We start from the raw sequence: 22554 nt of genomic DNA on the forward strand, positions 1-22554 counted from the left end.
CATTAGCCCCATGACCAACCGCCTTGCTCACGCCAAAAGCCTGTACCTGCGCAAACACGCAGAAAACCCCATTGATTGGTGGCCTTGGTGCGACGAGGCGATCGCCAAGGCTCGGCAAGAGAATAAACCCATCTTTTTGTCCATTGGCTATTCGAGCTGCCACTGGTGCACGGTGATGGAGGGGGAAGCCTTCTCCAATGGGGCGATCGCCGCTTACATGAACGATTTTTTTGTTCCCATCAAGGTCGATCGGGAAGAGCGACCCGACCTCGACAGCATCTACATGCAATCGCTACAGCTGATGGTGGGTCAAGGCGGTTGGCCCCTCAACGTTTTTCTAGCTCCAGATGATTTGGTGCCCTTCTACGGCGGCACCTACTTTCCGGTGGATCCGCGCTACGGGCGACCGGGCTTTTTGCAGGTGTTGCAGGCGATTCGCCGCCACTTCGACACCGAAAAGGACAAAGTCAGCGCTGTCAAGCAAGAGATTCTGGAGCATCTCCAAGAGGCAGGCAGCCTGGAGCCGGGCCAGGGCTCCGATCTGACCCATGACCTCCTGGCCAAGAGCCTGGAGTACAGCACCGGCATCTTGTCTGCCCGCGGCCCCGGCCCGAGTTTCCCGATGATTCCTTACGGCGAGGCGGCCCAGCGCGCGACCCGCCTGAGCCTGGAGCGCTACGACGCTGGGACGATCTGCCAGCAGCGGGGAGAGCACTTGGCCCTGGGAGGCATCTACGACCATGTGGCGGGTGGCTTCCATCGCTACACTGTCGACCCGACCTGGACGGTCCCCCACTTCGAGAAAATGCTCTACGACAACGGTCAGATCTTGGAGTATCTGGCTAATGAGTGGGCGCGGGGCGTCACGGAACCGGCCTTTGAGCGGGCGATCGCCGGGACGGTGACCTGGCTGAAGCGGGAGATGACGGACGCCCAGGGCTATTTTTATGCAGCCCAGGATGCCGATAATTTCACGAGTCCCGAGGCCCTAGAGCCGGAAGAAGGGGACTTTTATGTGTGGCGCTACGATGAGCTGGCGGCGCTGCTGACTCCAGCAGAACTGGCGGCCCTGCAAGAGGAATTTACGGTGACGCCGTCGGGGAACTTCGAGGGGCGCAATGTCTTGCAGCGATCGCGCGAAGGCAGCCTGAGCGAAGTCGCCGAAGCTGCCCTGGCCAAGCTCTTTGCGGTGCGCTACGGGGCGCCACCGGTGGCGGTGCCGACGTTTCCGCCTGCGCCCAGCGCTCAGGTGGCCAAGACCCAGACCTGGCCGGGCCGGATTCCGCCGGTGACCGACACCAAGATGATCGCAGCCTGGAATAGCCTGATGATCTCGGGTCTGGCGCGGGCGGCGGCGGTCTGGCAGCGCGAAGAGTACTACCAGCTGGCGGCGGGGGCGGCGCGATTTTTGCTGGCCCATCAGTGGGTGGAGGGGCGCTTTCATCGGCTGAACTACGACGGAGAGGCGTCGGTGCTGGCCCAGTCCGAGGACTATGCGCTGTTTATCAAGGCGCTGATCGACCTGGACCAGGCGCGGCCCGGCGCGGAGGACTGGATCGAGCAGGCGGTGAAGGTGCAGAGAGAATTCGATGCGCTGCTGGGAGCTGAGGAAGGCGGCTACTACAATGCGGCGCGCGATCGCAGTCAGGATCTGGTGATCCGAGAGCGCAGCTACGCGGACAACGCGACCCCTGCGCCCAACAGCATTGCGATCGCCAATTTGGTGCGCCTTGCCTTGTTGACCGAAGACCTGAGCTATCTCGATCGGGCCGAAAAGGCGCTGCAGTCGTTTAGTGCGCCCATGGCGCGATCGCCTCAGGCCTGCCCGTCAATGTTTGGCGCCCTGGATCTTTACCGCAATCACCTGCTGATTCGCGCCACGCCGGACGTCTTGCAAACCCTGGCGGCGCGCTACTGCCCCACCGCCGTCTACAAGGTGGCGGATGAGCTGCCGGAGGGGGCTGTGGGCCTGGTGTGCCAGGGCCTCAGCTGCCAGGAGCCTGCTCGCAGCCTGGAGCAGCTGCACACCCAAATCCAACAACACCAAATCCGGGCCTGAGGCCCAAAATAGACAATCTAATTTTTTCCCATGCGGCAGCCATCTACCTTGGAGCGCGATCGCGCCTTGACGCATCAGCGAGAAATTCATCCCGCCTACCTTCTGGGGCTGTGGACTGTGGTGGGGGCAGCCCTGCGCCTGGTTAATCTGGGCTCTCTGCCGCCCTGGACCGATGAATTTGCCACCTTGGCCTTTAGCTTGGGCAATGGGTTCGGCTCGGTGCCCCTCGACCAGGTGATCAGCGCTGAGACGCTGCTGTCTCCCCTCCAGGTCCGCCCGGAGGCTGGCCCCCAAGACGTGGTGGCGACGCTGCTGACCGAGAGCACCCACCCGCCGCTGTACTTTTTGCTGACTCACGGCTGGCTACAGCTGTTTGGGTCTCAAGAGGGCCTGGTGTCGGTTTGGGGGGCGCGATCGCTGTCGGTGATCTTTGGGGTGGCGCTGATTCCGGCGATGTTTGGGGCGAGCTGGCTGCTGTTTCGCTCGCGGGCGATCGCCCATCTGTCGGCGCTGCTGATGGCGGTGTCGCCCTTTGGGCTTTTTTTGGCCCGACAGGCGCGGCACTACACCCTCACGATGCTGCTGGTGCTGGCGTCTACGGTGGCCTTTGTCTGGGCGTGGCAGGCCCTGCGGCGACGCCAGCCTCTGCCCTGGCCCAGGGCGATCGCCTGGGTTCTGGCCAATGCCATAGGGATTGCCACCCACTATTTTTTCGCCCTCGTGCTGGCGGCCCAGTTCCTGGTTTTGGTTGCTGAGGCCTACCGTCAGGGCCGCCGAGACCCCAAGGCTCTGATGCAGCCGTCCTGGCGATCGCTCTATGGCGTGATTGCGGCGACGGTGGCTAGCGGCCTGCCCTGGCTGCCCATCGTGCTGGCGGCCCACGCCAGCGCGCCCACCCGCTGGATCTACGACGGCAGCCCCCTGGAGGATGTTTTAGAGCCCCTCTTGCGCCTTGCCATGTGGCTGCTGAGCATGGTGTTCTTGCTGCCCAGCTCGGCGACCGTCCTGCCGGTGCCGCTGCTGATTTTGTTTGGCCTCGGGAGCGTGGCGATCGCCCTTTGGATTGGGCCGGGGCTCTGGCGGGGCTGGCGCCGCTCCCAGCGCGATCCTGCAACGCGGGCAGTGGTTCGGCCCCTGGGGCTCTATCTCGCCAGCGCGATCGCCCTTTGCCTGGGCCTGACCTACGTCCTGGGCCTGGATTTGACCCTGGCGGCTCGGTTTCAGTTCTTCTACTTTCCGGCGCTGCTGCTGGTCCTGAGCGGGGCGCTCTGGACGCACTGGCGCGCGCCAAAGGCGATGATGCCTGGGCCGTTCTGGCAAGGGTCCGGGCGATCGCTCGTGGTTGGGGTGCTCCTGGTGGGCCTGCTGGGAGCCGGCGTGGTGGCGGCCAACTTGGGCTATCTGGAAAACCGGCGATCGGACCTACTGGTGCCGATTTTGCGCCAGGGGACCCAGGCCCCCGCCCTGGTTGCCGCGACCCACAAGCACCACGGCGAGACAGGCCGGCTGATGTCCATTGCCTGGGAAATGCGGCGCACCCAAGCTGCGCCTGACGAAGTGCTGCCCCAGTTTTTGCTAGCCCGCCGAGACAACGCCACCCGCAGCTACGGTCCGGCGATCGCCGTCCTCGCTGAGGCGCTGCAAACCCTGCCTCGCCCCTTTGACCTGTGGCTGGTCGACTTTCGGGGGCCGGTCCAGCCGGAGCAGCAAAACTGCCTGCCGGACCCAGACTATCGCGGCACGGCGGGCGAGTACCGCTATCGCCTGTATCGCTGCCGCTGAGGAATTTTCGCCCCCAGTTTGCCTATTCGGCGCGGCCATAGCGGGCGATCGCCGCCTTCCCGGTGGCCTCCTGCTCTAGCCACGCCCAGAACTGGTCCCCGAGGGAAAAGTGCCACCACTCGTTGGGATGCCGCCGAAACCCGGCCTGGGCCATCACGCCGTAGAGCTGCTGGCGATGGGCGTGGGCCTGGCGACCCGCTGGGTCCGAGGCCTGGGCGAAATGGTCAGGCAGCGATCGCGGCGAAATCTCGTCAATGGGAGAGCCCATGTCCACCGGCTGCCCCTCGGCGTCCAGCAGGGTCACGTCTACAGCGGCTCCGGTGCTGTGGGGCGGCGGCGTCGCCGGATCGGCGCTGGGCACAGCCCAAAACTGCATGACTTCCGCTTGGAGGGCCTTCCGTTCCCTGGCCTGGAGCTGCGAGACGACCAGGCCCCGCGCCGCCGCCAATTCGGCAAAGGCGTAGTCCACCATGAATTGCTGGACCGGGATGGGCCGGTAAGCGTCAAAAATTTGCAGGTGCCAACCGGGACGCTGCTGTTCTAGGAGCTCTTGGGCCAAAACCAGCGCTTCGACCACCCCCTGCCGCACCCAAAACGGCGATCGCTCCCCGTAGGGCGCGCCCAGCGCCTGGTAGGGATGGGGAGACACTAGCCGCAGGCGATCGCCCGGAATCGGCGTCAGCGGCTCACCGCACTCGCGGATTGGCATCGTTTGATAGGGTTTCACAGCGCCTCGGCTCGTCAAGGTTTCAACAAAAATGGCTCCCAAGAAGGGCGTCCCGATTTGAGTTGGGCCCAGTCCCTAGGAGCGGGGTCGCCGAAACGGCAGCGAATCCGACAAATTCATCGGTACCGGATCGTAGCCGCCTTCACAAAACGGATGGCAGCGAAAAATTCGCCGGACCGCCAGCCAGCTCCCGCCCAAGGATCCATGGCGGGCGATCGCCTCGAGGGCGTACTGAGAGCACGTCGGATGAAAGCGGCACACCGGCGGGAACAGCGGTGAAATCAGGGCGCGATAGCCCCGAATCAGCAGCAATAAAACTGTTTTCATATTGGCTTTTATTGTACAATGATGGCTTTGCCACGCTTGTATAGAGAGGAAACTCCATGTCGCGTTACAGAGGCCCACGCCTAAGAATTGTTCGTCGTTTGGGTGACCTGCCCGGTCTGACCCGCAAGTCAGCTCGTCGGGCCTATCCGCCTGGACAGCACGGTCAAAACCGTAAGAAGAAGTCAGAGTACGCCATCCGTCTAGAGGAAAAGCAGAAGCTTCGCTACAACTACGGCATCACCGAGCGTCAGCTGGTTCGCTACGTGCGCAAAGCACGGAGCGTCTCGGGTTCCACCGGTCAGGTGCTGCTGCAGCTGCTGGAAATGCGGTTGGATAACACCATCTTCCGCATGGGCTTGGCTCCCACCATCCCCGCAGCACGTCAGCTCGTCAACCACGGCCACGTGATGGTCAACGGCAGAGTCGTTAGCATTCCTAGCTACAACTGCCGCCCCGGCGACGCGATCGCCATCCGCAATCGGGAAAGCTCCCGCAAATTGGCTGAGCAAAACCTCCAGTCTCCTGGTCTCGCCCACGTTCCCAGCCACCTCGAGTTCGACAAGAACAAGATGGAAGGCAAGGTGAATAGCGTGATTGAGCGGGAATGGGTTGCGCTTCAGGTCAACGAACTGTTGATCGTTGAATTTTACTCTCGGAAAGTCTAACGCTCCGAGAAAACCCAATTTTTCGTTTTCTCTCTATTCACCGCGGCATTTATTTCGAATACAACCCCCTGGAACCGTCAGTCTAGGGGGTTTTATTTTGCCTAGCCGCCGATTTGCGACATGGTGCGGGCATAGCGGCCAGTGGTGCCCGACTCTCGCAGCTTGTAGTTGATCTCGGGCTTGAGGTTCAAGAGGGTGGCCACGCGATCGCGCAGCTCGTCGAGCGGTGTGCTGGTGCGCAGGGCGGTGCGCAGGTCGAGCTGACCGGTTTCGTTCAGCAGGCAGGGCCGGAGCCAGCCGTCGGCGGAGAGGCGCATCCGGTTGCAGCGATCGCAGAAGCACTCAGACATCTGGCTAATAAAGCCCAGCGTGCCCTTGGCACCGGGAATCTGGAAAATATCGGCGGGGCCGTTGCCCGTGACGCGGCCTTCGGTGAGGCCCCAGCGATCGCGAATTTGCTGGCGCAGCTCCTCCGAGGCGATCCAGCCCCGATCCGAAAAGAGGGCGTCGTTGCCGATGGGCATAAATTCAATAAAGCGAACATGCCAAGCGCGATCGCGGGTGAGCGCCGCCAAGTCCAGCACTTCGTGATCGTTCACCCCCGGAATCACCACAACATTGAGCTTCAGGGGGTCAAAGCCGACTTGATGGGCTGCCTGGATGCCCTGCCAGACCGCTTGCCAGCGCGATCGCCCGCGATGACCAATAATCTGGTCAAAAACTGCCGCATCCAGGGAATCTAGGCTGATATTGATCCGCCGTAGGCCCGCTGCGTAGAGATCTTCGGCAACTGCTGCCAGATGAAACCCGTTGGTGGTCATCGCCAAATCCTCGGTGCCCGGTAGCTGGGCGATCGCCCGCACCAGATCCACCAGGCCCGGCCGCAGCAGCGGCTCGCCCCCCGTCAACCGAAAGCGCGAAAACCCCAGAGGAATAAAAACCTCTTGCAGCAGCGTCAAAATTTCTTCGTTGGTCAGCCAGTGCTCCTGCAAGGCATAGCTGATCTCGGCCTCTTCGGGCATGCAGTAAAGACAGCGGAAGTTACAGCGATCGATCAGGCTGATGCGGAGGTAGTTGATTGGGTTCATACTCTTTATTTTGGATCATCGCCTCCTGCTTCTGGCAGAGCGGATGATCACGGGGAGGGGCGGGCGATCGCCCTCAGTTTCCCACGCCAGCATCTCAAGCAGACGTTGATTTGCAGGGCCGCCGCGACCACGGCTCGAGGGATCCCACCGTGTAGTCTGCCTTGGATGGACGAAATTTCGTGTGGGGATGATCCTGTAAAAAAGACTCGAACCCCTGATCGACGCTGTGCTCCCACGGGCCGAAGGTCTGCCGCCGCTGCTCGGTCCAGGCGCCGTCGAGCTGCTGCTGGAGGGTGGAGCCTGCCGACTCAAAGGACAGCGACTTTTTCAAAACCAGCGATCGCGCAATGCCCGCTTGCAGCGCCTCAAAGCCCTCCTGGGTGACAGCCGAGACCCAAAGTAGGTCTACAATCACCGCATGGGCTGCGCAGTGGAGCGCCTGTTCGATCTGCTGCCGCGCATCGCTGGCCGTCGTAGCGTCGAGCACGCCCTGAAACTGCAGCACAATCCCCGAGGGTTGAGAGGATTGTTGCTCAGAGCTAGCCCAATGGCTTGGGGCAAAAACAGGAGGCCTAGAGTCAGCAGCGGATTCCATAGGGTTCTCCGAACGCGCACGTGACGATTTCCAGGAAGCCAATCCCCGCGAGTCAACCCTAGATCTACGGAATATTGGCGATGAAAAAGCAATAGACTGTGCTTTATCCAGTTCCTACACGCAAAAGCTTAAAGTTTACCGAATTCTATCTTTGAGTAATGTTACGGACTTTGTCGTCTGTTTCAGGGTGGATTGACTTTTCGTCCCTGTTGCCCTGGGAATGTGTCCCCTTCGCCCGGAGAGTTGCCCACCGATGACTGCATTGCCTCGGGCGGGATATACGCTGCCGGTGTTTGCCTGCGCGGCGGCGATCGCCGCTCTCCAGCGCCTGCTGGGACAGTCAGCTGCCACCTCCGTCACCCTTGATCTGCTAGAGCCACCTCAGCCAGCGACGATCGCCCTAGAACAGGTCGCTCTGCTGTCGGCGGACAGCGCCTTGGCGATCGCCCGCAGCGATCCCGGCGACAACCTGGACCTGACCCGCGACACGCCGGTGTGGGCCTGGGTGCGCTGGGGGGCATCCGATCAGCCCGAGGCGATCGCCCTCGCGGGCGGCGAAGGAATCGGCCGCCAAGACCAGGGGCAGGGGCCTGCCGCCATCTATCAGTATGCCCAGCGCCTGCTGCGCCACAACCTCGCGGCCTATCTACCGGGCGATCGCAAGCTCCAGGTGACGATCATTCTGCCGGAGGGCCAGGCTCTGGCCACCCGCACCTCCAATGCCGCTTTCGGCGTTGTTGAGGGCCTCTCGCTCCTGGGCACCACCGGGATTTCCCAGCCCCTGAGTGCCCCCGGTCAGCTCGACGCCTACCGAGCCGAGCTCACCCAAAAAGCGCAGGGCTCAGACACGCTGGTCTTTTGCGTGGGCGAAAATGGCCTGGACCTGGCGCGACAGCTCGGGGTGCCGGAGGCCCGTCTCGTCAAAACCGCTAACTGGATCGGGCCGCTGCTGGTGGAGGCCGGTTTGCTGGGCGTGACGTCCCTGCTGCTGTTTGGCTACCACGGCAAGCTGATCAAGCTGGCGGGCGGCATTTTCCACACCCATCACCACGTCGCCGATGGTCGCCAAGAGATCCTGACGGCGATCGCCGGAGCGCAGGGGCTGCCCACCGAAGTCTTGGCAACGCTGCTGGACAGCCCGACCCTGGAGTCCGCCTTGCAGAGCCTGCGCCAGCTCGACGCTCAGCGCCAGACTGCCTGGACCGCTCAGATCTACGGGGCGATCGCCCAGCAGATTGACGCCCGCGCCCAGCGCTATATCCAGCACCACAGCGATCGCGCTGTTGCTGTCGGCTCGCTACTATTCGATCGCCAGCGCCAAATCATCGTAACCAGTGATTTTGGGGAGAAATGCCTCGCTAAATTGTGTTAAGCTAGCTGGAATCAGCGCTAGATTTATCCGCTCAAAAAGCATTTCTAAAAAGCTTTATTAAGAACTGGCTACGAAGCCAGTTTTGCTATTTCTCTCTCATTTTTTAAACGTTCTCGTTCTGTTTCCCTGAATTAGTGCCAGGAATTCTCCGTGACTCTACAGACTGAACAACCGCCTCAAACCGCGTCTCTAGAGCCGATCAATCGCCAGATGATTGTCATCCTGGATTTCGGCTCCCAGTACTCCGAGCTGATTGCTCGTCGCATTCGCGAGACCCAGGTGTACTCTGAGGTCTTGTCCTATCGCACTACCGCGGAGCAGCTCAAACAGCTCAACCCCAAAGGCATCATCTTCTCAGGTGGTCCCAGCTCGGTGTACGACGCCCACGCGCCGCACTGCGACCCCGCTATCTGGGACTTGGGCTTGCCGGTGCTGGGCGTGTGCTACGGCATGCAGCTGATGGTGCAGCAGCTCGGCGGTGGCGTCGAGCGGGCTGAGCGCGGCGAGTACGGCAAAGCATCGCTGTTTATCGACGATCCCACAGACCTGCTGACCAACGTCGAAGATGGCACCACGATGTGGATGAGCCACGGAGACTCGGTCAAGCAAATGCCCGAGGGCTTCGAGCTCTTGGCCCACACGAACAATACCCCCTGCGCGGCGATCGCCCACCACGATCGCAAGCTCTATGGCGTCCAGTTCCACCCGGAAGTGGTGCACTCCCAGGGCGGCTTGGCCCTGATTCGCAACTTTGTCTACCACATTTGCGATTGCGAGCCCACCTGGACAACGGAAGCATTTGTCGAAGAAGCGATTCGCGAAGTGCGGGCCAAAGTCGGCGACAAGCGCGTTTTGCTGGCCCTTTCGGGGGGTGTGGACTCCTCGACCCTTGCCTTCTTGCTCCACAAGGCGATCGGCGATAACCTCACCTGCATGTTCATCGACCAGGGCTTCATGCGCAAAGGGGAGCCCGAGCGCCTGCTGAAGCTGTTCCAGGAACAGTTCCACATCCACGTTGAGTACGTGAACGCTCGGGAGCGCTTTTTGGCCAGGTTGGAAGGGATCACCGATCCCGAAGAAAAGCGCAAGCGGATCGGCCACGAGTTCATCCAGGTCTTTGAAGAAGAGTCTCGGCGCCTGGGTCCCTTTGACTATCTGGCCCAGGGCACGCTGTATCCGGACGTGATCGAGTCGGCAGATACCAATGTCGATCCGAAGACGGGCGAGCGGGTCGCTGTGAAGATCAAGAGCCATCACAACGTGGGCGGCCTGCCGAAGGATCTGCGCTTCAAGCTGGTGGAGCCCCTGCGCAAACTCTTCAAGGACGAGGTGCGTAAGGTCGGCCGGGCGATCGGCTTGCCGGAAGAAATCGTGCGTCGCCATCCCTTCCCGGGACCGGGTCTAGCGATTCGGATCTTGGGCGAGGTGACGGCGGAGAAGCTGGATATCCTGCGAGATGCGGACCTGATCGTGCGCCAAGAAATCAATCAGCGCGGCATCTACCACGATTTCTGGCAGGCCTTTGCGGTGCTGCTGCCGATTCGCAGCGTCGGCGTGATGGGCGATCGCCGCACCTATGCCTATCCGATTGTGCTGCGCCTGGTCAGCAGCGAGGACGGCATGACGGCGGACTGGTCTCGCGCTCCCTACGATCTGCTGGAGACGATTTCCAACCGCATCGTCAACGAGGTTGAGGGGGTTAACCGGGTGGTCTATGACATCACCTCGAAGCCGCCTGGAACCATCGAGTGGGAATAACCCTTTGAAGGGCTGGTTGCTCAGGCGATCGCTCCTTTAAATCAGATTGAAACGAGTAGCGGAGCGATCGCCTCAAGCGTGATCTCCGCTACTTTTTGTTGGGGGCCTCTGTGGAAAATGCGGGATTTTCTGTGGAAAACAAAGCTTTTCTGTGGAAAAACATCGATTTTATTAATAAAAAGTTAATAATTATTTAATGTTTTTGATGAATAGGTTAACGCACCCAGCCGCCCAATCATCGGCTAAACGCAAGCTTGCGAGCACCAATTTGTCTGCACAAAAATTGTCGCTTGTGACCAAGGGTGTAGAGAGTCCCTTGAGCTGGGTTCGTGGGCGATCGCCTCAGCGCGGATGAGCTATGCTGACCTCCCCAAATTTGCCTCCGTGCGTTTGGGGCTATGGCGATCGGCCCCTTGGGCGTATCTCGGGCAGGAACACCCTAGTCGCAGGCCGCACGGGGTGCAACAATGTTCCAAATGACTTGTATTGTTTAACCTGATTGCGAAGAATCATGACCATGCATCCCACACTTCAGCCAGCCTTCGCCCAAAGTCGGGTCCTGAAGGTTATCAGCGGTCTGATGAACTTCGACGCCGATCGCGTTGAAGCTGTCGTTAAAGCAGCAGATCGCGGCGGCGCTACCTTCGTAGACATCGCGGCTGATCCCCGACTGGTCGAGCGTGCCCGTGCCGTCACCTCTCTGCCGATCTGCGTGTCGGCGGTGGAGCCCGAAAAGTTTGTCGCAGCCGTCAAAGCCGGTGCGGATCTGATCGAAATTGGTAACTTTGACGCGTTCTACGCCCACGGCATTCGCTTCGAAGCTGCGGAAGTCCTCGACCTGACCCGCCGGACCCGCGAAGTCCTGCCGGACATCATGCTATCTGTGACGGTGCCTCACATTCTGGAGCTCGATCAGCAGGTGGCTCTGGCTGAAGCCCTCGTGACTGCGGGAGCAGACATCATCCAAACCGAGGGCGGCACCAGCAGCCGTCCGGCTCACCCCGGTACCCTGGGCCTGATCGAGAAGGCTGCGCCTGCTCTGGCCGCCGCGACCGAGATTTCTCGCGCGGTGTCGGTGCCGGTGCTGTGCGCTTCGGGTATCTCTAGCGTGACGGCTCCCCTGGCGATCGCGGCGGGTGCTGCGGGCGTTGGCGTTGGCTCTGCGATCAACCGCCTCAACAGCGAAATCGCCATGGTGGCTGCGGTCCAAAGCCTGGTGGAAGCTCTGGGCTCCGTGAGCCGGGCAGAGGCGATCGCTCGCTTCTAGAGCCCTCTAGACTGCTAGCTAAAGCCTAAAAGGCTAAAAGGCGCGGACCTCCGCGCCTTTTGGCTTGAAAGAGGCAAAACCTCTACCAACCCGCCGAAATGCTCCGGACGATCAGAGGATCCCTAGTAGGACTGTAAGCCAACTCGCACAGTCAGACCGGGCTGATAAATACGATTGGCTCTTTCGTAAGTTTGGTCAGTCAGATTTTCAAGAAAAGCAGTGAACCCTAGATTGCGAGTGATAGGTACCCGCAAGCCAAGGTCAAGCCGTAACCAATCAGGCGAAAAATCCTCACTTGAATCGCCGGGAGTATTAAATAATGCCCGTCGAGCCCCGCTGAAATAGTTGGCATACAAGTTGACTTGCCAACCTGCGGACTCATAACCAATGCCTAGTTGACCAACGGAATAAGGGATGAGGCCTAACTGGAGCCCTCGCTCTGGACCCGTCTGGATTTCAGCATCGGTGTAGGTGTAGTTGACAAAGCTGGACCACTGAGGAGTGATTTGCCACCGGAGCGCAGCTTCTAGGCCGTTCGTGTTGACTAAGCCGATATTTTCCCAGCGGCCTGCCTGAATTCCCAGGCGATTATCTAGGCGACTGCCAAAGTAAGTCATCTGCGCATTGAGGTTGCTAGCGAGTTGCAAATCCACTCCGGCAGTCCAGGAAGAACCCGTTTCAGGATCCAAGTTAGGGTTGGGCAGCCAGTTGTGGACCGTGTCAAATACATATAGCTGGTCTAGTCCTGGGTTGCGCTGCACCGATACCCAGCTGCCCCGCATGGCCACAGTGGGCGAAACCTCCCAGCGCCCGCCCACGCTGGGATTTAGATAACTGCCAAATTCACTATTAAAGTTTTGGCGGAGGCCAAGCTCTACTTGTAGGTCTTGATTGAGCTTCCAGGTGTTGAGGGCGAATAGGGCCGTATGGAGGCGATCGCGGTCTTCGGTGCCGTTCAAAGCAACGAGCTGAGGCACGTTACTCTCCACTTCCCCCGTCAACAAAGAATTTTGCAGATCCAGTCCCCAGCGGAGGTTATGGTTGGCGCCAGTTTGCCAGTCATGATCTACTCTGGCGTTGAAGGTCCGAGAATCGAGGCTGCCGGTGCGATAGCGCGTTTGTTGGGTCGGTCCGTAGGTGCTGAAGTAGTCTTGGTTAAAGGAGACAGTGGTATTCAAAGTCGAGTCATCCCCTTCTCCCAATTTGGCCTGCCAAGATAGCCCAGCGTTTAGGAGATCATGGTCGAGGCGATCGCGCTGTAGCGGAAACCCGAAGTAAAGTAATCCCCGTCGACTGCTGACCTTAGAGACATCCAGACTCAGTGAGTTGCGATCGTTGAGGTCAAAGCCTACTTTGCCGTAATAGTTAGTAACTGCAGTATCGCCATTAAATAAACGACCATCAGGCCCCCGGTTGGCAGCGCCTATGGGGACTCGGTAGTTATTTTCAGCTTCAAAGTTTTGATAATTGAAAATATAGTTTACATCCCCGACCGAGCCACTGAGCTGACCTTGAACATTGGAGTGATCGTAGGAGCCAAATTGAACTAAGCCATTGAAGCGAGTCGGGGTATCTTCACCCTGTTTCGTAACAATATTGACAACTCCGCCAAATGCTTCTGAGCCATAGAGCGTTGCTGAGGTGCCGCTAGATAGCTCAACTTTTTCAATCGCTCCGGTCGGGATGCTGTTAAGGTCAGTGCTGCCGTGGTAGGTATTGATGTTGCTACCAATCGGTCTGCCGTTTAAGAGAAAAACAGACTGATTAATGGACGCTCCTCTGTAATAAGTTCCGGTGTGAATGTCTGCTCCAAATCCGGCGTCATTGACCGCAAAGCCTGGTGAAGTCCGCAGAATTTCGGCCACGCTATCGGCTTCCTGCTGACGGATTTCTTCTGCCTCGATGGTATAAACAGGCGTAGAAGCTGGTTCTACTTTCTCTTCTTCTTTCTTCTCTTCAACGATGATGCGAATGACGTCGTTCTCGGAAGTTTCTGATTGTGCAAGATCTGCAACTTGTAGGATGCGTTGCCCATCGGGGAAAGTGAGTTGACTGCTCGATTCAAGCGTTGGTAGCGACGAGCTTTCTGTCTGGATGAAAGGCGAAGAAAGGTCGTCGAGAGGGGGAGAAGAGGCGATCGCGGGATGGAGACAATTAGCTGAAATCAGGCTCCAAACTGTCAAGTTGAAGCTAGGCTGCGCAATAAGACGTTTCATGAAAAAGATGGCTAAAACACTGCTCACACCAGCTCACGTCTTGCTAAATCAATGCCAGCTATGGCCTCAAATAGCGGTTCAGTGAAGCTGTTTGCACTTTTAAGGCAGATGTCAGCCTCTGTCAAAAGACAGACTGTCAAACTTGCATTGACGCTCTTCCCCTAACCCTTCGGGTATAGGCGGAGATTCTTGATTCATCGACTCTTTGCTAGACGGTTGCCCGTCCCCGTCAGACCGTCTCCACAAGCATTTTGCAGAACCGTGCGCCCCACGGCCCTATTTCTGATGACCTGAGCACTCACAACATCACGCGGCTTGGAAGATCCACGGTGTTGGCATGAGTGCCAACGGTCTGTAGGTATCAGCGTCAGTGAAGGAGTTTGTCACGAAGTGGACTGCTGTGTCCGATAGCTGCGGCGACGGGCCAAAAAGGTGGGCAGATCGACGGTGAGCCCCTTGGTGAAGCGGGGGGCAGGGGGAACCTCGGCCTCAGCCGCCTTCTCGGTGAGCTTGGCGTCGGAGGCTGGGGTGAGGGTCGCCAGCAAATCCACGACTTCCTCTGGGCACTCCGGCAGCTGCTCTAGCATGTCTCGGAGCTGGCTTAGCTGCTGCTGGTTCTCTTGGTAGCGGTCCTTCCAGTGCTGAATGGCGGCCTCGTACTCGCTGGTTTGGCGCGCCTGCTTGAGCACCTGCTCTTGGAGCTCGGTGACTTGGCTTTCGAGGGCGTTGACGCGGTTCAGATGGCGATCGCGCTCGGCTTGCAGTTCTTGCTTGTTCTGCTGGAGTCGGGCCTGGATGCGCGTTTGGTTGGCGATCTGGGTCTCTAGGGCCTCCAGTTTGCCGTGGGCGACGGCGAGATCCCGCTGCAGCGCCACAATGGTGCTGTTTTGCTGGCTGACCGTCTCTTGGGCGTCGTGTAGCTGGGCGGCCAGACCCTGCTGCTGGGCGATCGTGGCTTCGGCTTTGGCCTGCCGCTCTTCAAATTCGCCGATCAGCTGGAGGTAGTCCTCTAGGGATTTTTGGCGTACCTCAATCTGGGCCTCTGCGTCGGCCAGTTTTTGCTCGAGGTCGGTCGTAGTTTCGAGGGCCGAGCGGCGCTGAGCCTCTAGCTTCAGGAGCTGATTTTGCTGGCTGGTGATGGTCTGCTTGTGAGCGGTGATCTGCTGCTGCAAGGCGTCGTGGGAGCGGGCCATCTCTGCCTGCTCGTGGACCATTTGCGATCGCAGGCGCTCGAGCTCGTCCCGCTGGGCGTGAGCGATGCTTTCGGTCGCGTTGATGAGGGAATGAACGGCCTGATCGCGCCCCTGAATCTCATTGATCTGCTGGGCGAGGACCGCTTGCTGGGCTTGCAGCTGAGCCTTGAGCTCGTTGATCGCTTGCTGCTGAATGCGGGCAAACTCCTCGGTGGCGGCCAGCAGCGATTCGAGAAACATGCGATCGGCAATTTGCTGTTTCAGTTCGCCGATGGAGTGGACCGACTGGTCGAGGGCTTGCTCGAGATGGCGGATGCGCTCGTTTTGGTGGCGATCGCGCGATCGCAGTGCCTGTACTTCCTCCCACAGCGTCGGGAGAGCAGCCTGCTCCCCGAGAGGCTCGAGGCCTCCCTGCCGATCATCGGGGGATTCTTGGTGGCTGAGGCATTCATCCAGCTCTGACACGCAGGACCTCCTGAAGTGAGACAGCGACCTTCCAAAGTCGGGGGCGCAGCAATTTGTTGCGTCCCTCTGGTGCTGCGGTCTGGTGGCTTTCTGTTGCCTCAATCCCAGACCTAGCAAGCACTTGGATAAGCATTGCTGCGAAGTTGCAATCAGTTTAGCTCAATCGGGGAAATTGCGGACTGTTCCGGCTAGTTCTGGTCGCAGCCTTGGCCCAGCCTAGTTGCAGCCGCGAGCCCTGCCAGAATCTCCCAAAAATCAGGGCAGCGGCGATCGCTCAGGGGGCATCAGCGTGTCAGGCGCCGAGGGCCCCGCATTCGCGTTGAGGGACCAGCGGTAGTCCACGGGTAAATGAGCGCGATCGCAGCTTTCTTCGAGCCGCTTTTGGTGGGAGAGAGCCTTGCGCAGCGTCATAATCAGCTCAGTGACCTGCTCTCGCTGGGGCGATCGCTGGCCAACGGCAAAAAGGGTTTGGCGCTCTAGAAGCTGCAAAAGCAGCTCGTAGTGAATGTGCGACGGCAGAGGAATAGGCTCCATGAAAGCAAACTCACCTCATTAATCAGAAATCAAAAATTAGACAGCCACGGGCGATCGCGCTCTTTGGGAAAGGCAGCGCTGGACCGGCGAATCTCTAGGCTTCGCTCAAGAGGGCAGCGGTCGCCTGGGCGGGATCGGGCTGCTTGACCAAGGATTCGCCCACCAAAACCGCCGCGGCGCCTGCCTCTGCTACCCGGCGCAGATCCGCCGGCACAAACAGACCCGACTCACTGACCACTAGGATAGACCGATCGCTCAGCGGCTGCTGCCGCGCTGTCAGTAGATCACAGGTCGTTTGCAGATCTACCTTGAAGGTTTGCAGATCGCGATTGTTGATGCCGATCAGCTCCACGCCGTCGAGGGCCAGCACCCGGTCGAGCTCCTCTAGGGTGTGCACCTCCACCAGGGCAGTCATGCCGAGGGTTTTGATCACCTTCAGGAAATACTGCAAATCTTGATCCGACAAAATTGCCGCGATCAGCAGAGCCGCATCAGCGCCGTGAATCCGCGCCTGATAAAGCTGGTAGGGATACAGAATGAAGTCTTTGCACAGGAGGGGCAGATCCACCGCTTGGCGAACCCGCTGGAGGTTCTCAAAGCTGCCCTGGAAAAATCGCTGGTCGGTCAGAACCGACAAACAGGTCGCGCCGCCCTGCTCGTAGGCCTGGGCGATCGCCACTGGATCAAAATCTTCGCGCAGCACGCCCTTGCTGGGAGAGGCTTTCTTGACCTCCGCGATCAGGGCAGGCTGCGTCTTGCTCTGGCGCAGGGCCTCAGCGAAGTTGCGGACCGGGGGCGCGCTGGCTAGCTGGCGCTTTAGCTCAACGAGGGGCCGGCGATCGCGCAGCTGATCGACCTCCGTTTCCTTGTGCCACACGATTTCTTCGAGGATGTTGTTGGGCTGATCCTCGTCCGTCTTGATTTTGTAGGTCAAATTGATAACGGTCACACTGGAAACGGGCGGACGACGGCGGATTTGCATGGCTACCAACTCAGCGAAAACGAGACAGGATTAATGGAGACAAAATTGGCCAACTTCAGCGCTGACCAGAGCCAGTTCCCCACTGCCAGAGCTGCTGGGGAATCTGAAGGACTTGCTGGAGCAGCTCCTGGGGACCAATGCCCACAAACAGCAAACCCAGCACCACCAAAGCGATGAAAAGGGCCGTACTCAGGGTGGTTTTGACGACCTTGAGCAGCCAGGTAAAAATCAGCCACGCTACTACCAAGGCTGCCAAACCCAAGATCAGCTCTTGAAACGGCATCCCTCATCCTCCATTGTGTGCTGATTGACCTTGGCAAGGCGCGATCGCCCCCAGCCCCCTCGGCGGCTAGCGCAAAGAAACAATGCGATCGCCTTGATGCAGCTGTTCGCAGGCCTGGAGCACCGCTTGGCGAGCCCAAGCATCGGCCTGCAAGATATCGTCCAGGGTCGGCTGCTGGCGGTTGTCTGCCTGGTGGCGATCGCAGACCGCCTCGATCAGGCGCGGAATCTCCAGGAACTGGATTTTCTCCTCTAAAAATAGCGCGACCGCCTGCTCATTGGCCGCGTTTAGCACCGCCGGCATCGAGCCCGCGGCCCGACCCGCCGCGTAGGCCAGCTGCATACAGGGATACTTTTGGTGATCCGGCGCCCGGAAGGTCAGATCTCCCGCCTTCACTAGGTCTAGCGGCTCCCAGCTCGTGGCGATGCGCTCAGGCCACGACATGGCGTAGAGCAGCGGCAGCCGCATGTCGGGCCAGCCGAGCTGGGCAAGAACCGACGTGTCTTGCAGCTCGATCAGCGAGTGAATAATGCTTTGGGGATGGATCACGATATCAATGTGGTCGTAATCCATGCCGAACAAATAGTGGGCTTCGATCACCTCAAGGCCCTTGTTCATCAGCGTGGCCGAATCCACGGTGATCTTGCGGCCCATGGACCAGTTGGGGTGCTTGAGGGCGTCGGCGACGGTCACCTCAGCCAGCTTCTCGACGGGCCAGTCCCGGAAAGCGCCCCCGGACGCCGTCAGGATGATCCGCCGCAGTCCTCCCTGGGGGACTCCCTGCAAGCACTGGAAAATCGCCGAGTGCTCCGAGTCTGCGGGCAGCAGTTTGACGCCGTATTTCTCGATCAGCGGCAGAACCACCGGACCACCCGCAATCAGGGTCTCCTTGTTGGCGAGGGCAATGTCTTTGCCGGCCTCGATGGCGGCGATCGTGGGCAGCAAGCCAGCGCAGCCGACGATCCCTGTGACCACGGCCTCCGAGTCGCCGTAGCGGGCCACCTCGATCACGCCTTCTTCGCCGGCCAGCACGATGGGCTGGGGCTCGAGGTCGGCGATCGCCGCTTTTAGCTCAGGCAGCTTGTCTTTGTCCCAAATCGCCACAATTTCAGGCCGAAATTGCCGAATCTGTTGCGCCAGCATCGCGACGTTGCGCCCTGCGGCCATTCCCACCACCCGAAACTGATCGGGGTGCTCGGACACAATGTCGAGGGTTTGGGTGCCGATCGAGCCTGTGGAGCCAAGGAGAGTAATTGCTTTCACAATGATTTCAGCATCAGCATTGACTCCCCTTATCTTACGGTGTGGCGGGATCTCCCCCAAAGCATCTCGGGGATGGGGCCGTCAGGCCGGGGCCACCGACTGGAGGGCCTGCTGCAGCTGGGCCGCTTGCTGCTCAAAGGCCTCGTCGCTCAGGGCGGGGTGCGATCGCGCCATTTCCGCCGTCAGGGGCAGCGTCAGCCAGGACCGACAGCCGCCGTACTCGCTCTTGTAAGGCAGGCTCTCGGGGCGCGGCAGGCGATACACCCGCAGAATCAGCCCCTGGAGGGGCGATCGCGCCTTCCAGCGCAGCCGCTCTGCCGCGAACCGGTCATTGCCGACGTGAAAGGGCGTCACCGCTGCGAGCGTGGCCTGATCGTGAAACGTAAACTGCCCCTGGACCTCTGCCCACGCCTGGATCTCGACTGTCTCTGGGTGCCAGCCTGAGGGGACGGGCTGCACCTGGGCGGCATAGTCCGGCTTCAGCAACTCTGGTTTTTGGTGCTCGTAGGTCGGATACAGCCAAAACTGCTGATGCTGAAGGGCAAAGCTCCCGGTTTCTTCTTGAATCCCGCCTTTTCGCAGCAGCAGGATCGTGTTTCCGGCGGCGAGGGCCTCGACGGTCACGGCCCATTCCTTGAGAGCTGGCTGAAGCATGGTGTTTCCCTGGGTCTAAGCAATGGGCTGGGCGACAAGCGGCGAAGAATCTTTGACTAGCGATTGCAGCGGAGCGACTGAAAAACCTGCTCCACCTCGGCCTGGGCGTTCCGCCCGAAACCGGTGATCACAAACAGCCGCTGGTAGTTGCCAAAGGTGAGGTTGACTTCGTACTGAACGGCGGGGGTGGCGGGCGCGGCCTCGGTGAGGGTCAAGCTGCCGGTTTGGATGGTGATGGGAACGGTGAAACCGCACAGTACCTTGTCTTCTTGATAGCTGCGGTAAATCTCTAGGTTTTCGTGGGCAAAGGTGATCCCGAAATGGTTGGAGAAGTTGACCGCTTCGAAGTCTTCGGGGCGGGCCAGGCGATCGATGGGGAGCCGGGTGACCCGCAGCATGACGCCGTCTGGGAGCTGCTGGGTGACCTGTTCCGGCGCGGTGAGGGTGGAGACGAGGGCAGAGGAGCCGACCAGGGCAACTTTGATCCCGCCGAGGTTGAGGCCGAAGCCGCCGGTCGAGCCCCCGGGAATCGTGTAGTCCACCAGGTTTTGGGCGATCGCCTGGGCGCGCGTCGGGTCGAAGGCGTTGGTGATGGCCTTGAGGCTGAGCCCGAGCAGGCCCAGGGTCACGATGGCAACCGCTCCCGTGGCGATCGCCATCACCTCCCAGGGACTCACGCCCGGAATATCGAGCTTGCTGGCTCCACGCCGATTTTCTCGCTCCACCATGGCCCCCTATCCCCTCAACTCAAATCCACGCCCAAAAAGCGATCGAGAAAGCGGCTGCGCCAGATCGCTCGTAAAACAAAGCACCACTCCAGGGCAATAAAGCCGATAAAGCCGTAGTTTGGCCAGGGCAAAGGCAGCAGCTCGAAAAAGTTGGCCACCGGCGGCAGGGCCACGATCAGGAAATACAGCCCCAACAGGCCCAGGGCAACCCAGGTATAGCGCCAGTCCCCGCACAGCGGCTCCCCGCCCACCCAGGCCCGCGTGGGCGGCTTGAGGAACGGAATCAGCAGCAGCTCGCCCATGACCAAGATCGTCACCAGGGCGCTGCGGGGAACCTGGTAGTCCACGTCCGCTAGCTCCCGGTAGGGCGACAGGTCCAAAATCGCCACCACCAAATAAAACAAGTAGACCATCAGCGCCACCAGGGTCAGGGTCAAGGTGGCGGGGACCGTGAAGTGCAAAATCGATCGCATCAGGCTGCGCTGGGGCAGAGCGCCCGGTTTGGCCCAGATGGGGAGGGCCATGCTGGGAAACCCAACGCCCAGCAGCGTGACCACGGCGCTTTGCTTGTTGGCCATGGGAAAGGAGTCGGTGGCGATCGCCGTCGCGAAAATCAGCAGCGTCACGCAAAAGGTGCGAATCATGAACAGCTTCATCACGTCCTGGATGCCGTTGCGGATGCGCTGACCCTCCAAAAACGCGCGGGGCAAGCTGCCAAAGGAATCCTTGAGCAGCACGATGTCAGCCACCGAGCGAGTCGCCTTGCTGCCGCTCTCCATGGCGATCGCCAAATTGGCCTGCTTTAGGGACAGCACGTCGTTGACTCCATCGCCGATCATGGCCACGTAGTCCCCCTGCTGGCGCAGCGCCTGGATCAGCTCCGCCTTCTGCTCTGGCGTCACCCGCCCAAAAACATGGTGCGATCGCGCAGCGTGGACTCGGGCAGCCGGGCTCATCTGGGCCAATTCGCTCCCCGAAATCACCCGGCTGTCGCGCACCCCCGCCTGCCGCGCCAGGGCCGCCACCGTTTCGGGATGATCCCCAGAAATAATTTTCACCGCGATGCCCGCCCGAGCAAACCGGTCCAGGGTTCCCTTCGCCTCGGGGCGCAGCTCATCGCTCAGGTGCAGCACGCCCAGCAAAACCAGGTCCTGCGGCAGCTTGGGGTCTGTGTCGCCTCCCAGGGCCGCGCGGTCTGGGCTGTAGGCAAACAGCACCACCCGCAGGCCCTGCTTGGCCGTTGCCACGATGCTTTGCTGGATGTCCGGCGATAGTGGGAGGGCCTCGGCCAGCACCTCCGGCGCTCCCAAGACGTAGACTCCGGCCGGACAGTCGCGATCGCCGGTATCCTCGGCTGGCTCGAGGGCGATCGCGCTCCACTTGCGAGCGGAGTTGAAAGGCACCTCTGCCCCGATGGCCACCGGATCGCCGGGACAGGCCGCTGCGATCGCCTCGCTGGTCTTGGTGCCGCTGGTCACGCTCGCTCCGTAGCACCCCAAGCGCGATCGCAGGGCCGCCTCAGACATTCCCACGGGCACCACCCGCTGAAGCTGGAGCTGGTTGGTCGTCAGCGTCCCCGTCTTGTCCAGGCACAGGATATTCACATTGCTCAGGGACTCCACCGCGTTGGCCTGCTGGATCAAGACCCTGCGGCCCACCATGCGCACGGCCCCCAGGCCGTAGGCCAGCGTGATCGCCAGCAGCAGCCCCGCTGGCACCAGCCCCGCGATCACCGCTGCCCGCTGCACCAGCTCGTTTAGGGAATTGACCTGACTCAAAAAGCTGATGCCCACCAAAATCCACATGAAGCAGGCGATCAGCAAAAACACCCGAATCACCAAATTAATCTCGCGCTGGAGCGGTGTCAGGATTTGGCGAAAGGCCCGCGCCCCGGTGGTCAGCCGAAAAGCAACGGTGCTGGCCCCCACCTGCTCCGCCACGTAGCAGGCCCGGCCGCTGACGCAAAAGCTGCCCGAATACAACCGATCGCCGGCTTGCTTGGGAATCAGATCGGACTCGCCCGTCAGCAGCGACTCGTCTACGTCGATGCGTCCTGGCCCGATCACGGCCCCATCGACGACCACTTGGTCCCCGGCCTGGACCGTCAGCACATCCCCCAGCACCAGCTCGCTCGGGTCGATCGACTGCTCGACCCCCTCCCGAATCACCGTCGCCTTGGGCCGCATCAGCAAGGCGATTTCGTCGAGCTTCCGCTTGGCCCAGATTTCCTGGTACAGGTTGATCAGCACCCCGCCGAAAATCACCACCACAACGAGAATGCTGTCGCCATAGCGCCCTAGCAGCAGCATGACCAAGCTCAGGGTGAAAAACGCCGCATTGATAAAGGTAAAAAGATTTTCTTGAAAAATTTGGAGATAGGAGCGGCTGGTGGGCAAGTGGACATTGTTGCCCAAGCCCGCCGCCCGCTGGGCAATCACATCGGCCGCGCTGAGGCCGGGAGGAAGAGTCGAAGGCTGGGCCATCGGAGGCTGGGTCATGAAACGGAGGCGAAACGAAGCACAAGGGGCCAATTCGAGGGCGATCGCCCCTCTCTGACATGCGTGGCTGCGGGCGCGATCGCCGCTGGCAGAGGCAA

The 22554-nt window shown here is 60.4% G+C and carries 19 protein-coding genes; 6 read left to right on the top strand and 13 right to left on the bottom strand.

What is annotated here, in order from left to right; genetic code table 11:
* Positions 1-10: 10 nt before the first annotated feature.
* Both GEI7407_RS06285 and GEI7407_RS06290 read left to right on the top strand, forming a co-directional pair.
* Positions 11-2059, top strand: a complete 2049-nt coding sequence (locus tag GEI7407_RS06285) for a thioredoxin domain-containing protein (protein WP_015171297.1) — start codon at positions 11-13, stop codon at positions 2057-2059.
* A gap of 30 nt (positions 2060-2089) precedes the next feature.
* A complete protein-coding gene (locus GEI7407_RS06290) occupies positions 2090-3841 on the top strand; it encodes a glycosyltransferase family 39 protein (protein WP_015171298.1) in 1752 nt (583 codons plus the stop codon).
* Positions 3842-3863: 22 nt separating this feature from the next.
* Here the strand turns inward: GEI7407_RS06290 and GEI7407_RS06295 are convergent, their stop codons facing one another.
* Both GEI7407_RS06295 and yidD read right to left on the bottom strand, forming a co-directional pair.
* Positions 3864-4568 (bottom strand): M15 family metallopeptidase, encoded by a 705-nt coding sequence (locus GEI7407_RS06295; protein WP_015171299.1) that lies wholly within the window; start codon positions 4566-4568, stop codon positions 3864-3866.
* 75 nt (positions 4569-4643) lie between these two features.
* A complete protein-coding gene (gene yidD / locus GEI7407_RS06300; protein ID WP_015171300.1) occupies positions 4644-4895 on the bottom strand; it encodes a membrane protein insertion efficiency factor YidD in 252 nt (83 codons plus the stop codon).
* A 56-nt stretch (positions 4896-4951) separates the two neighbouring features.
* Between yidD and rpsD the strand changes: the two genes are divergently transcribed.
* A complete protein-coding gene (gene rpsD / locus GEI7407_RS06305; protein ID WP_015171301.1) occupies positions 4952-5560 on the top strand; it encodes a 30S ribosomal protein S4 in 609 nt (202 codons plus the stop codon).
* Between the two features lie 101 nt (positions 5561-5661).
* On the opposite strand, the gene moaA is transcribed toward rpsD, so the two are convergent.
* Together moaA and GEI7407_RS06315 are read right to left on the bottom strand one after the other, a co-directional pair.
* Positions 5662-6648: a GTP 3',8-cyclase MoaA gene (gene moaA / locus GEI7407_RS06310; protein WP_015171302.1), complete on the bottom strand. Its 987-nt coding sequence runs from the start codon at positions 6646-6648 to the stop codon at positions 5662-5664.
* A gap of 94 nt (positions 6649-6742) precedes the next feature.
* On the bottom strand, positions 6743-7153 hold the full coding sequence (locus GEI7407_RS06315; RefSeq protein WP_041268298.1) for a hypothetical protein: 411 nt from the start codon (positions 7151-7153) through the stop codon (positions 6743-6745).
* Between the two features lie 343 nt (positions 7154-7496).
* On the opposite strand from GEI7407_RS06315, the gene cbiD reads away from it, so the two are divergent.
* The 3 genes from cbiD (at position 7497) to GEI7407_RS06330 (ending at position 11640) form a co-directional block, all read left to right on the top strand.
* Positions 7497-8615, top strand: coding sequence for a cobalt-precorrin-5B (C(1))-methyltransferase CbiD (cbiD, locus tag GEI7407_RS06320; protein ID WP_015171304.1), 1119 nt, complete (start codon positions 7497-7499; stop codon positions 8613-8615).
* Positions 8616-8765: 150 nt separating this feature from the next.
* The gene (gene guaA / locus GEI7407_RS06325) at positions 8766-10373 is read left to right on the top strand and encodes a glutamine-hydrolyzing GMP synthase (RefSeq protein ID WP_015171305.1); all 1608 of its coding nucleotides are present in this window, start codon (positions 8766-8768) and stop codon (positions 10371-10373) included.
* Positions 10374-10884: 511 nt separating this feature from the next.
* Positions 10885-11640 (top strand): DUF561 domain-containing protein, encoded by a 756-nt coding sequence (locus GEI7407_RS06330; protein ID WP_015171306.1) that lies wholly within the window; start codon positions 10885-10887, stop codon positions 11638-11640.
* A gap of 122 nt (positions 11641-11762) precedes the next feature.
* On the opposite strand, the gene GEI7407_RS06335 is transcribed toward GEI7407_RS06330, so the two are convergent.
* From GEI7407_RS06335 to GEI7407_RS06375, 9 genes are all read right to left on the bottom strand, one after another.
* A complete protein-coding gene (locus tag GEI7407_RS06335; RefSeq protein ID WP_015171307.1) occupies positions 11763-13856 on the bottom strand; it encodes a TonB-dependent siderophore receptor in 2094 nt (697 codons plus the stop codon).
* A 383-nt stretch (positions 13857-14239) separates the two neighbouring features.
* A complete protein-coding gene (locus tag GEI7407_RS06340) occupies positions 14240-15514 on the bottom strand; it encodes a hypothetical protein (RefSeq protein ID WP_015171308.1) in 1275 nt (424 codons plus the stop codon).
* Between the two features lie 255 nt (positions 15515-15769).
* Positions 15770-16048, bottom strand: coding sequence for a DUF5340 domain-containing protein (locus GEI7407_RS06345; RefSeq protein WP_015171309.1), 279 nt, complete (start codon positions 16046-16048; stop codon positions 15770-15772).
* A gap of 94 nt (positions 16049-16142) precedes the next feature.
* The gene (gene trpC / locus GEI7407_RS06350; protein WP_015171310.1) at positions 16143-17030 is read right to left on the bottom strand and encodes an indole-3-glycerol phosphate synthase TrpC; all 888 of its coding nucleotides are present in this window, start codon (positions 17028-17030) and stop codon (positions 16143-16145) included.
* Positions 17031-17085: 55 nt separating this feature from the next.
* Positions 17086-17313: a hypothetical protein gene (locus GEI7407_RS06355; protein ID WP_015171311.1), complete on the bottom strand. Its 228-nt coding sequence runs from the start codon at positions 17311-17313 to the stop codon at positions 17086-17088.
* A gap of 66 nt (positions 17314-17379) precedes the next feature.
* The gene (dxr, locus tag GEI7407_RS06360) at positions 17380-18576 is read right to left on the bottom strand and encodes a 1-deoxy-D-xylulose-5-phosphate reductoisomerase (RefSeq protein WP_015171312.1); all 1197 of its coding nucleotides are present in this window, start codon (positions 18574-18576) and stop codon (positions 17380-17382) included.
* Between the two features lie 81 nt (positions 18577-18657).
* Positions 18658-19230, bottom strand: coding sequence for a DUF1802 family protein (locus tag GEI7407_RS06365; RefSeq protein WP_015171313.1), 573 nt, complete (start codon positions 19228-19230; stop codon positions 18658-18660).
* A gap of 56 nt (positions 19231-19286) precedes the next feature.
* The gene (locus tag GEI7407_RS06370) at positions 19287-19958 is read right to left on the bottom strand and encodes a hypothetical protein (RefSeq protein WP_015171314.1); all 672 of its coding nucleotides are present in this window, start codon (positions 19956-19958) and stop codon (positions 19287-19289) included.
* A 14-nt stretch (positions 19959-19972) separates the two neighbouring features.
* A complete protein-coding gene (locus tag GEI7407_RS06375) occupies positions 19973-22456 on the bottom strand; it encodes an HAD-IC family P-type ATPase (protein ID WP_015171315.1) in 2484 nt (827 codons plus the stop codon).
* Positions 22457-22554 lie beyond the last annotated feature (98 nt).

It is taken from the genome of Geitlerinema sp. PCC 7407, from assembly GCF_000317045.1.
GTDB lineage: Bacteria > Cyanobacteriota > Cyanobacteriia > PCC-7407 > PCC-7407 > PCC-7407.